This is a genomic window from Trinickia sp. (assembly GCF_051953405.1).
Classification (GTDB): Bacteria; Pseudomonadota; Gammaproteobacteria; order Burkholderiales; family Burkholderiaceae; genus Trinickia.
The window spans coordinates 1-10,860 of the sequence record NZ_JBQCIV010000025.1 but is presented as its reverse complement, the minus strand read 5'-3'; the positions used below and the strand labels follow the sequence as shown (position 1 = coordinate 10,860).

Genomic DNA, 10,860 nt, shown 5'->3' with positions numbered 1-10,860 from the left:
CACTTGTCCATGCCGGCCATTTTACCGGCAATCGCGGTAGCGCTCAGAGGGCGGGAGGGGGCGGGGAAAGCGGGGGCACAAGGGGGGCGGGGCTCGGTGGCGTCGCCCCGCCGCGCCTGGGCATCACGTCACGGCCAATTCGTCGAAGCTCAACCGATAACGCTGCGCCAGCTCGATCTCGTCGCAGTTGGGCAGGTTGCCGCCGCGGTCGATGACGAGGAAATCGGCCACGGCATCGAGCGCGATCAATGGGTGGTGCCAGACGCCGCGCGCGTAGTTCACCCCCACGCGCCCTTGTACGGCGAACGCGCGCATTTGCCGCTCGTCGAAGGGCCCGCTGGGTGCGACCACCACCAGGTAGCGGACGTCCGACAGCGGAATGAACGCCTGGCTGCCGTGCGGATGGCGCTCCATCATCGCGATCTCGAACGGCAGCGCGCGCGGTTGTCCGCGAAACACGTTCACGAGCGTGCGTCCGTCGGGTTCGCCGAGGTCGATCGTCGCAAGATCGTGAAAACGCTCGGTCGTCCCGCCATTGATGGGGAAATGGCGGGCGCCGTCGAGCGAGATCACATCGCCGAACGGGGCGAACGCGGCCCGCGTGAGGGGTTCGAGCAGGAGCGTGCGGCTCATGGGGCCTCCTTAGGCGGGCTCGCCCCACAGGCGCAGCCGCGAGACGCCGCCATCGGGGAAGACGTTGAACCGCACGTGCGTGACCGCGCCGAGCGCGGCGATCTCGCGCTCGTAAAAGTGCTGGTTGTCCATCCGCAACGATTGCTCGGGCAGCAGGGTGGGCCAGAACATGGCTTGCGTGACGAGCGATTCGTCCGTGCCGCCTTTGACGTACGCCGCCTGCAGCGAGCAGCGGTCGGGGTAGTTGCCTTTGAAGAATGCGGTGTCGACTTCGATCTTGCGGATGATGCCGGGACGCGCGAGGGCGACGATCGCCCAATCGTTGCCCGGTTCGCGGCGCCGGCGCGTTTCCCATCCGTCGCCCATGTTCACGCCCCGGCCGGGCAGGAGCATGTTCGATGCAAGGCCGAAATGCTGATTGTTCGCGCTGACGATATAGGCGCCGTTGACGGCGGCGGCGAGATCGAGCCCTTCGCCGGCGGCGGACGAAGCGAGGGCATCCTCGAGCGCGGGGCGGCCGTAAATGCGCAGCCTCGCCACGCCGCCGTCGGGGAACAGCGTGATGCGGATGTGCGTGAACGTGTCGGCGTGATGCACGGCGAGATAGTGATGCTGGTTGCCTTGCAGCGCCGTGGGCGGGACTACGGTGTGCCAGCGAGCGTCGTCGGGCGGCAGCTCGCTCGTGCTGGCGCAGGCCTCGATCGATGCGGCGGGCGGGAAATTGCCGGTGAAATGGCTGGTGTCGATGTCGACGCCTTCGATCGTGCCGCGCCGTGCCAGCTTGACGACACACCAATCCTGCCCCGTCGTGCGTTTGCGGCGCGTTTCCCAGCCGTCCATCCATTTGCCGTGGTCGTCGTACTTGCCGGGGATGAACACCGCCGGCTGGGGATCGAGCATCCGCTCTTTCGGCGCGAAGAATTCGTCGCTCGCGGCCAGCGCTTTGGCACCTAGGCGCGGATCGGCCAAATTCAGACAGCGGCGCGTGAAATCGGGGGCGTTGGGATCGAGAGTCGCAATGGCCATGATGATGTGCTCGGTAGTCGAAGAGGAAATGGAGCGAAAGAGGCGGGGCGGCCTCTTTCGACGGTCGGATGGGCGGTGGGGTCGTGCGCGGCTATGCGCGATCTACGCGGTCCTGCGCGGTCCTGCGCGGTCGTGCCGGGGCGCTTGCTCAGAGAGCGGGAGCGCCGTGAGCGGGCGTATCGAGTTCCGGCAGGGCGGCTTCTTGCACGAAGCGAAGCTCGGGGTCTTGATCGAGGACGCGGTGAGCACGCGCCCGATCGATGTCGCGCTCCCAGGACGCGACGACTACCGTCGCCACGCAGTTGCCGATCAAGTTGGTCACGGCACGCGCGATGCCGACAAACCAATCGACCGGAAGAATCAGCACGAGGCCTAGGACGGGAATGGCCGGAATCGCCGAGAGCGTGGCCGCCAAAATCACGATGGCGGAGCCGGGAATGCCGTGCGCGCCCTTGGACGTCACGAGCGAGACCAGCACGACGACGATCAAATCGTGCATCGACAGCGGCGTGTTCGTGGCTTGCGCGATGAACAGCACGGCGAGCGTCAGATAGATGGAAAAGCCGTCGAGGTTGAACGAATAGCCGGTGGGAATGACGAGACCGACCGTCGAATCCTTGACGCCCATCCATTCGAGCTTGCGCATGACTTGGGGCAAGACCGCATCGGATGACGCCGTGCCGAGCACGATCACGAGTTCTTCGCGCAGGTAGCGCACGAGCTTGAACACGTTGAAGCCGGCGAGTTTCATCACCACGCCGAGCACGATGACGACGAAGAGCGCGCAGCTCGCGTAAAAGACGAGCACGAGCAGGCCCAGTTGTTCGAGCGAGGCGACGCCGTAGGTGCCCGTCGTGAACGCGATGGCACCGAGCACGCCCAGCGGGGCGAGCTTGATGATGAAGCCCATGATGCGGAAAAACACTTGCGCGAGTTCATCGATGAGCGAACTCACGCGCTTGGCTTTGTCGCCGAGCAGGGACAACGCCGAGCCGAACAACACGGCGAACACGAGCACTTGCAGGATGTCGCCCTTCGCGAAGGCATCGAAGGCGGTGCTCGGGATGATCTTCAGCAGAAAGGCGGCGACATCTTTGAGGCTTTTGGCGTGCTCGGTGTACGTGGTCAAGGCTTGCGTGTCGAGCGAGTGAACGTCGACGTTCATGCCGGCGCCCGGTTTCAAGACGAGCGCGAGCACGGCGCCGATCATCAGCGCGATCGATGTCATGACTTCGAAATAGACGATCGCCTTGCCGCCCACGCGTCCGACTTTCTTCAAGCTGCCGGCGCTGGCGATGCCGCTGACGACGACGCAAAAGACGATCGGCGCGATGATCATCGTGATCAATTTGAGGAAGCCGTCGCCGAACGGCCGCAGCGATTGCCCGAAATGCGGGAATAGGGCACCGATCGCGATCCCGGCCACGAGCGCGATCATGACGCGGCCGAACAGCGAATTGATGAATCTGAGCACGGCTTTCTCCAAATGGTGGCGGGATCGATCGTCTGGTCTAACTGGTAAGACCGCGCGACTTATTGCGAAGATTAGGAAGCCGATATAGTGGCGTCAAGGCGGCGATCGTAGTGGTATACCCGTCGAATGTGACAGGAAGGCGGCGCGGCGCGCGGCGGCGGGATGGGGCGCGCTAGAATACTGGTCCGACCAGGCGATTGTCCAAGCACGATGAGAAGTACGACCCAGACGGTGACGGAAGGCGCGACCGAGACGATTCGCGAGCGCATCGAGCGCGGCGAGTACCCGGTGGGCAGTGCGCTGCCTGCGCAGCGCCAGCTCTCGGAGGAGTTGGATATCAGTCGCGCCGCGCTGCGCGAGGCGCTGTCGACGCTCGAGGCGCTCGGGATGTTGACGATCCGGGCGGGCAAGGGCGTGTACGTGCAGCGTGCGCGCGCCGAGGCCGGGCCGGCGTGGCGGTTTGCCGAGCAGTCGTCGCTGCCCGACACCTACCAGGTGCGCTACGCGCTCGAAGGGTTCGCTGCTCGCATGGCGGCGCTGGCGATGACCGACGAGGTGATCGGCGCGCTCGAGCAAAACATGGAGCAACTGCGCGAGGCGCTGACGGAAGGCGATCTCGACGCTGCGGCCCAGCTGGATTTCGCGTTTCACATGCGGATCGTCGCCGTGGCGGGCAATGGCGCGATCGAAGCGATCTTGCGCAGCAGCAGCGAGATCATGAAAGAGAGCCAGCGCTTGCCGTTTTATCGGCGCGAATTGCTGCAATCGACGTACCGCGAGCACCGCGCGATTCTCGATGCGTTGAAAGCGCGCGATTGCGAGGCGGCGGGGCGCAGCATCGAGGCGCATATTACGGCAGCGGCGCAGCGTGCCGGCGTGCATTTTCCGGCGCCGACGCGCGAGGGGGCGGCTAGCGATGGTGCGTCTTAGCGACAGCGTTTCTTAGTCCTAAAACGGGCCCTCGTCGCGCACGAGCCATGCGGTTCGAGCGACCCTACCGGCTGAAATCTTTGCATCGCGGCAGGACTGAAATCGAACTTTGATCGGTCTTGTCTGCGCGACGCGAGGCCGTCATGAAATCCCAAGTGAAACCGATCAGCTACCTCAAGAGCCATGCGGCCGAGATCGTCAAAGAAATCTCGGAGAGCCGCGAACCAATGCTCATCACTCAGAACGGCGAGGCCAAGCTTGTCATCATGGACGTTCGCTCCTACGAGGACTACGAACAAACGCTCGCATTGCTCAAGATTCTGGCGTTGGGCAATCGCGAGATCGAACAAGGCCATTTCCGCAGCGCCTGTGAGGTATTCTCCGACTTGGATAAGGAAGATGATCGGTGACGGTCAACTTCGTTTTTCTCAAATGTCCATCTGGGAGCGACAATTGACGACAGGACCCGAGCCGGCCAAGGAGGCCGCCCAATGAATCTGCCGCTATCCGACATCCGCGCGGCCGCGGATTTTCTCGCCGATAAACTGGGGCCGTCGCCGCTCGTCGACATGAGTCGGTGGCATACGGCCGGAGGTTCGCCGATCGTCGTCAAAGCCGAAAGCCTGCTTCCCACGGGCTCGTTCAAGATCCGCGGTGCAACGTGGCGCGTCGCGACGCTCACCCCTGACGAGCGCGCGCGAGGCGTGGTGGCTTATTCCACGGGCAACCATGCCCAAGCGGTCGCGAAAGCGGCCGCCGATGCCGGCATCCGCGCCACGATCGTCATGTCGCCGGATGTGCCGCAAGCGAAGATCGCGGCGACCGAGGGATGGGGGGCGCGCGTCGTCATGGCGGATCCGTCTTCGCACGCGCGGCGCGCGCTGGCGGAAAACCTCGCGCAATCGCACGGGCATACGCTCATCGCGCCGTACGACGACCGGCACGTGATGGCCGGGCAGGGATCGATCGGGCTCGAACTCTTGCAACAATGCGGCGAGCGGATGCCGGCGGCCGTGTTCGTGCCGATCGGCGGTGGCGGCCTGATCGCCGGCGTGGCGGCGGCGATCAAGCAAGTGGCCCCGCACGTCGCGGTCATCGGCGTGGAGCCCGCGCTCGAGGACGACGCATGTAGATCGTTCCGAAGCGGGCAGCGCGTATCGATGGATGCGCCCAGTGCAAGCATTGCCGATGCGATCAAGGTGCAGTGTCTCGGCGATCTGACATTCCCGCTGATTCGCCGCTATGTCGACGACATCGTGACCGTCGACGAAGCGCGGATCGCGTCGGCGTGCATGCGCTATTTCGACGAGGCAAAACTCGTCGTGGAGCCCGGTGGTGCGGTGGCACTGGCGGCCGCGTTCGAGAGCCGGTTGGCCTTCGGGCGCGGCGCGCGCGTGGCCGTTCTGGCCTGCGGCGGCAACGTGACGCTCGAACGGCTGGCGAGCTTAGCGCCGCTCGCCGGCGTCGAGGGGCGCGAGCGCTAGCCTTAGTCGCCGCGTTTGCTTCAAATCAGCTCTAGCTTCGAGGTGAGGTAGGTCAGCTCGGTGCGGTTTGCCACCCCGAAGCGCTTGCGTAGTTTGCGCAGGTGATAGTCGACGTTGTGGGGACTCGTGTCGAGGCGCCGTCCGATTTCTTTGTCCGATGCGCCTTCCGCAATGCCGAGCAGCAATTCGCGCTCGAACTCGGTAAGGCCGTCGGCGGTGCGTTCGCGGGCCGCGGCGGTCAATTGCTGCGACGCGATCGTATGGACCGACATGCCGATCGTAAGCGCCTGCTCGAGCGTCGTCGACGTGATCCAATCGCGCGTGCGGCGCTGGGCCGTAAAGCTCATGAACGCATGCATTCGCGTACCCGGTATCGACATGGCGAACATGAGCCCGCTGCGCATGCCGTCGTCGCGCATCATCTTGATGAAGCCGTCGAGCCCTGCTTGCGCGGCGTCGTTGCGATGATCGGCGGGCGGTTGCGCATGCAACTGCTGCAGGTCCCAGACAAGCGGCAGGCTGCCTTGGCGGGCCGCGATCGTTCGCGGATCGACATCGTGATAACGTTCGCGCACGTAGTCTCCACGATAGGTGCCGGGAATGAACGCTTCGTGCAAGAACAAGCGTTCGACGCGCTCGCGCGAGAATTCGAGCGCGAAATAGGCAAAGGTGGAAAATCCGATCAAGTGCAGCAACCCGTTGACCATCCGGCTACGCTCGCGCGCGCTTTGTGCGGCCGCGAGCGCTGTGGCGATACCGAGGCGCGGTGCATGACGTTGGGTGAGGCTCATCTGCCGCGGATCGTTGCACCAAACGACCTCGATCGTTCGGCCTCGGCCGGCGGGCGCCGGTTCGGTACCGCACGAGTGCGAAAGCGGAGCCAGTGCTGAATCGTCCTTGCGCAATGCAGGGTAGTGCATCGGTGAGCCTCCGATCGAGGATTGAGGTTACGCTGTTTAACCCATAGTTTGATTCGTCTATGTTCGGGCGCGTAACATCGCGTAATAATAAACGCAAAAAAACGATACCGGTGGGTGAGGTTGTTCGCTGATGACATCCGATGACGAATTTCCGGCGCTTGTATGGTTTTCGCAAGGTGACGCGCTGGCTCATTTGAGCCGGCTCGACGCGACGCCGCAGCTCGATCGGCAAGCGTGCGTCCTGCGCGAATGCCGCGAGCGCATACAGCTGGCAGGGTTTTCCACCTTCTCCTACATGGCATTGGAAACCATTGGGCGGCGCATTTTGCGTGCCTATGCCATGCGCGAGATGGGGAATGTCGCGTTTACTACCCTCTATTTGAAAAGCCGGCTCTATGAAACCGATCCACGGCTCGCTGCATTACGCGAAAGCGGCCTTCCCGTGACTTGGAATCTCGGTGAGTTGGAGGCGCGCGCGAATACGGCCGAGCCGCGTGTGCGCAGCCTTTTATCGACATTACGCGCACATGCCATGCACAGCGGCCTTATTCTCGGTCTGTCCGCCCCGCACGCGGATTTACGCGTGGCCGTGACGTTGAGCGCCGAGGCGAACGACACGAGCTGGATCGACGACAGGACGATGGGAACGGTGCTGGCGGCGAGCCTGACGATCGGTCGCATTGTCCAGCCCTTTGTCGAAGAATGCGCTCGCATGGCGCGCATCGTCACCCTGACCGACGAACAAACGTCGGTGCTCGAGCGGCTCGTGAAAGGGCTGTCCGATCACGAGATTGCCGGGGAGGTCGCTCTGTCGGTGCACCGCGTCACCCAGCACGTCAAGATGCTGCAGAAGATGTTCAACGTCGAAAACCGCGCGCAGCTCGCCTATCTCGCTGCGCGCTGGGGATGGAGCCGGTCGTAGTGCCGCGCGTTGCCGTGCACCGGGCTACACGGTTGCGCCGCGGCATGCCTCGCGTCTGCCGAGGACATGCCCGGCGATGTAGGCGAGTTGGACGCGATTGGTGGCGTGATAGAGCTTCTTGAGCTGGCGCAGATAGTAGTCGACGTTGTGGTGCGAGGTGCCGAGCCGCTCGGCGATGTCCTTGTCGTTTAGCCCCAGCGTGACGAATTCGAGGATCGAGCGCTGCATGTCGCTCAGCTCGGCGGCGCCGGTGGGCCGGTGGGTTTGCGGCGCCCGCAAGGCGAGGAACTCGTGCAAGCCCACGGCGAGGGCATAGGCATGACCGATCGACATGTCGGGCACGCGCGCCTTGGACGGCTGCGAGTTCGAAAAAATCGCGACGCACGAATCCAGCGCGTCGGGCGTGCCGACCCCGAAGGAGACGCCCGACAGCATGCCCGCCTCGCGCGAGGCCGAAACGAGGCGTGCCTCGCGGGCCCCGGCCGACGTGCCCGGCATGGCGAGCGAGCTTGCGCTGCCCGTGCTGCTCGATCCGATGCCGGTGAGCGGCGGTGTCGATGCGATCGACGCGACGTCCCAGAGCATCGGCCATTCATGGCGGCAGGAGTAGGCGAGGCGCGCGTCGATTTCGTAGAAGCGTTCGCGCAAATAGCGTTGCGCCCACCCGACGGGGGAAAACGCGTTGAAGTAGACGATGCGATTGAACGTGTCGCCGATGCGCGAGACGCGCAGGTAGCAAAGCGTATCGAAGCCGGCCGCGCGCAATGCCGGGCGCAGGAGCGCGTGGCGTTCCTGCGCGCCGTCGGCCCTGGCCAGCTCGTAGGCGATGCCGGCAAGCCGTTGTCCGTCGGGCGCATCGAAGTCGTGGAGCAGTTCGGGTGCGCTATCGAGGTCGGCGTCGCCGTAGATGTGGAAGTTCAGCGCTTCGGTATCCGTATCGCTGATGCCGTACTGACTCATGATTCTGACTCCGGGAAAGAGGCGTCCCCGCACGCCGAAGTGTGAGGGCACAGTATCCCAGCCGCCACTGCCGTCGTGCGAAACGCGATCTAGTAGTCGTCCCGGGTTTTTGCGTGCACGAACATCGAATCACTACGAATCCACGGTATGCCTGCCGATGACGCTTGCATCAAGCCAGCGCCATCGGTAAGGACTGCACGCCTGCAGGGCGCCGTATAGGTAAGAATCGCCCGCCTTTGTGCGGCGACGATGAAAGCGCCGCGCGATGTTGACCGTCGAGTCTGTGCCGCGCTTAGACGACCAAAAGTCGGCCTGCGAGATAAGCAAGCTGTACGCGGTTCAGCACGCCGTATTTCTTGCGGATTTGACGCATGTGATAGTCGACGTTGCTGCGCGACATGTTCAGTTGCTGTGCGATCGCCCGATCGCTGAGGCCGCTCGCCGTGAAGTTCAGGATGCGCCGCTGCAGATCGGACAGCATCGGCGTTTGCGCCATGGCGGCCATTTGCTCGGCTAAGAAGGCATGGATGCCGAGCCCCAAGGCATAGGCCTGTCCGACTATGCGGTCGTTGATCCATTCGCTCGTGGCATTGATCGAGCTGAAAATCATGACGCTGTGTTCGAAACTGTTCGGGTCGACGAGCCCAAAGGCGATGCCGCTTCGCGTGCCGCAGCCGTCGGCGTCTTCGAGAAAGCGGCGCGTGCGCTCGTTCGTTTCGCCGGTTGCGATCGCGCTATCGGCTCGGAGCGTGTCATGGTCCCAGACGAGCGGCCAGTCGTGCCGGCACGCAAACGACATGCGCGGATCGAGGTCGAAGTAGCGCTGATCGACATAGCGCTGCGCCCAGCCCGGTGGCGAGCACAGATCGAAGTAGCGTGCGCGATTGACGATCTGCCCCAATCGCGTGAGCCTGCAATAGCAGAACCAATCGAAGCCGATCGCGCGCAGCGCGATCCGGAGTAACTGTTTGCGTTCGTGTGGCGAATGCGCGCGGGCGAGATCGGTCGCAATGTCGGAAATGCGGTCGCTGTTGTTGGCGTCTCGAGGTCGGCCCGCGTCATTACCGACGACAAGTTGGCAGTCGGCCAGTTCGATGAATTCGATTGCACGTCGTGCGTCTCGCTCGTTGTTTGCTTTCGCTTTCGGCGAGCGAGCCTGAGTCTCTAAGTTCGTCATCCACCTCTCCATCTTGAAAGCGGCGCTGCGCATGGTCGAGCGACGGTTCATGGCCTCCGACTATAGTCCGAAGAAAGGAGACGAGGATCGGGCTTTTCAGTAGTGTCCACGACGCATGTGGCAATGGACGCGAGATATTTTACGAACTTCAGGGTCGATCGAGCGCGCGAGATCGCAATGGCGGGGAATACGCCTGCGCTTGGGCGCCTTGTGTTCGATAGGGGGGGACCATTCGAGTGCCGCACTCGATGGGAAATCTACGGGTGCGGCTCGCGGATAGGAGGCCGGGAGCGGGGCGACGACTTGGTGCCGCTTGTCGCTTCCTAACTAAGCCGGGAATTGGGTTTTGAATGTTTGGCGTGAACTGTTGAATTGGTTGGCCAATGGTGCGAGATAAGTGGCGATGATGAGATGGAGGTCTGTTGCAATGACGTTGGAGATTGCTGATGGCGTAAATTACACTGGAATGACGTGAGTGAGATTAGCTTGGATAGAATTATTCAGGATAGCATGTTAATGGAGGTGTATTTTCATGTGTGGTCGGATCTCGTAGTGTGCTCGCTTGCGTATGAGAAATGGATGCGATTCGGCTACGAATTTCAGTAATGTTTAAATGGCTTGGTTTAATTAAACGGTAACAGGAGATGTCGAGAATTTCCCTTGATGCGGTATGACCGCGCAGCATGGGAAATGGAGATGATCTTCGGGCCGAATAGTGTCGCGATGGGTGCACCTGCGTGTGCGCGATTGCCATTCCCGTTACTGCCAAGCTCGCCGCGGATAAAGGCGGGTGCCAACGCCGCAGGCCATCGAGCGCGCCACGAAACGCTCGGTGCGTACGCCGCACCGGCAGCGGTTGGGAGGCTGTAATGGGGCTGGCGCCAATCGTCTTGGACAACGGGCAGATTCTCTATCCGCCGCCGCCGCCTCCTCCTCCGCCGCCCCCGCCGCCGAAGGCGGACGAGATCGCCACGGCCGAGCAAGCGCTCAAGGCTAAGCTGGGCAACAGCGCACCGACCGATACGGGTGCGCTGACGAGCGCGATCCAAGCGGTGCTTAAAGACAACGACGCGAGCGGCGCGGCGCTCACGCTCGATCAACTGCAGCGTGCGGCGGTGGCGTTGGTGGCGCAATACAACGTGGACCATCCGCAACCGAGCGGCACGGGCACGAAGGTAGACCCGTTCGCGCAAGCGGTCAGCGAAGTGGCGCTGACGCATCAATTCGCCGATATGTCCTCGCTGAACGCGGCGGGCCAGGCGTTCACCGATGGGCCGTTGCCGGCGGATAAGACGACCAACGATTTCGGCCGGCCGATCGCGGCGCGCTCGGTG

10 protein-coding genes and 1 pseudogene are annotated in these 10,860 nt (G+C 63.2%); 5 read left to right on the top strand and 6 right to left on the bottom strand.

The window, feature by feature from the left end:
* Nucleotides 1–123: 123 nt before the first annotated feature.
* From ACTHN9_RS04525 to ACTHN9_RS04515, 3 genes are all read right to left on the bottom strand, one after another.
* Nucleotides 124–633 (bottom strand): ureidoglycolate lyase, encoded by a 510-nt coding sequence (locus tag ACTHN9_RS04525; RefSeq protein ID WP_440535554.1) that lies wholly within the window; start codon nucleotides 631–633, stop codon nucleotides 124–126.
* Nucleotides 634–642: 9 nt separating this feature from the next.
* Nucleotides 643–1,659, bottom strand: a complete 1,017-nt coding sequence (gene alc / locus ACTHN9_RS04520) for an allantoicase (RefSeq protein WP_440535553.1) — start codon at nucleotides 1,657–1,659, stop codon at nucleotides 643–645.
* A 148-nt stretch (nucleotides 1,660–1,807) separates the two neighbouring features.
* Nucleotides 1,808–3,133, bottom strand: coding sequence for a C4-dicarboxylate transporter DctA (locus ACTHN9_RS04515; RefSeq protein WP_440535552.1), 1,326 nt, complete (start codon nucleotides 3,131–3,133; stop codon nucleotides 1,808–1,810).
* A 210-nt stretch (nucleotides 3,134–3,343) separates the two neighbouring features.
* On the opposite strand from ACTHN9_RS04515, the gene ACTHN9_RS04510 reads away from it, so the two are divergent.
* The 3 genes from ACTHN9_RS04510 to ACTHN9_RS04500 all read left to right on the top strand — a co-directional run bounded on the left by ACTHN9_RS04510 (nucleotide 3,344) and on the right by ACTHN9_RS04500 (nucleotide 5,547).
* On the top strand, nucleotides 3,344–4,063 hold the full coding sequence (locus ACTHN9_RS04510; protein WP_440535551.1) for a FadR/GntR family transcriptional regulator: 720 nt from the start codon (nucleotides 3,344–3,346) through the stop codon (nucleotides 4,061–4,063).
* 143 nt (nucleotides 4,064–4,206) lie between these two features.
* On the top strand, nucleotides 4,207–4,473 hold the full coding sequence (locus ACTHN9_RS04505) for a type II toxin-antitoxin system Phd/YefM family antitoxin (protein WP_440535550.1): 267 nt from the start codon (nucleotides 4,207–4,209) through the stop codon (nucleotides 4,471–4,473).
* 81 nt (nucleotides 4,474–4,554) lie between these two features.
* Complete coding sequence (locus ACTHN9_RS04500) at nucleotides 4,555–5,547, top strand: threonine ammonia-lyase (RefSeq protein ID WP_440535549.1); 993 nt, start codon at nucleotides 4,555–4,557, stop codon at nucleotides 5,545–5,547.
* A 20-nt stretch (nucleotides 5,548–5,567) separates the two neighbouring features.
* Here the strand turns inward: ACTHN9_RS04500 and ACTHN9_RS04495 are convergent, their stop codons facing one another.
* Nucleotides 5,568–6,467 (bottom strand): autoinducer binding domain-containing protein, encoded by a 900-nt coding sequence (locus ACTHN9_RS04495; RefSeq protein ID WP_440535548.1) that lies wholly within the window; start codon nucleotides 6,465–6,467, stop codon nucleotides 5,568–5,570.
* 130 nt (nucleotides 6,468–6,597) lie between these two features.
* Here ACTHN9_RS04495 and ACTHN9_RS04490 point away from each other — a divergent pair, with 130 nt between their 5' ends.
* Complete coding sequence (locus ACTHN9_RS04490) at nucleotides 6,598–7,389, top strand: autoinducer binding domain-containing protein (RefSeq protein WP_440535547.1); 792 nt, start codon at nucleotides 6,598–6,600, stop codon at nucleotides 7,387–7,389.
* A 24-nt stretch (nucleotides 7,390–7,413) separates the two neighbouring features.
* On the opposite strand, the gene ACTHN9_RS04485 is transcribed toward ACTHN9_RS04490, so the two are convergent.
* Together ACTHN9_RS04485 and ACTHN9_RS04480 are read right to left on the bottom strand one after the other, a co-directional pair.
* Complete coding sequence (locus tag ACTHN9_RS04485) at nucleotides 7,414–8,349, bottom strand: autoinducer binding domain-containing protein (RefSeq protein WP_440535546.1); 936 nt, start codon at nucleotides 8,347–8,349, stop codon at nucleotides 7,414–7,416.
* A gap of 292 nt (nucleotides 8,350–8,641) precedes the next feature.
* On the bottom strand, nucleotides 8,642–9,526 hold the full coding sequence (locus ACTHN9_RS04480) for a helix-turn-helix transcriptional regulator (RefSeq protein ID WP_440535545.1): 885 nt from the start codon (nucleotides 9,524–9,526) through the stop codon (nucleotides 8,642–8,644).
* Nucleotides 9,527–10,395: 869 nt separating this feature from the next.
* Here ACTHN9_RS04480 and ACTHN9_RS04475 point away from each other — a divergent pair.
* Nucleotides 10,396–10,860, top strand: a pseudogene (locus tag ACTHN9_RS04475) (hypothetical protein); the annotation flags it as partial.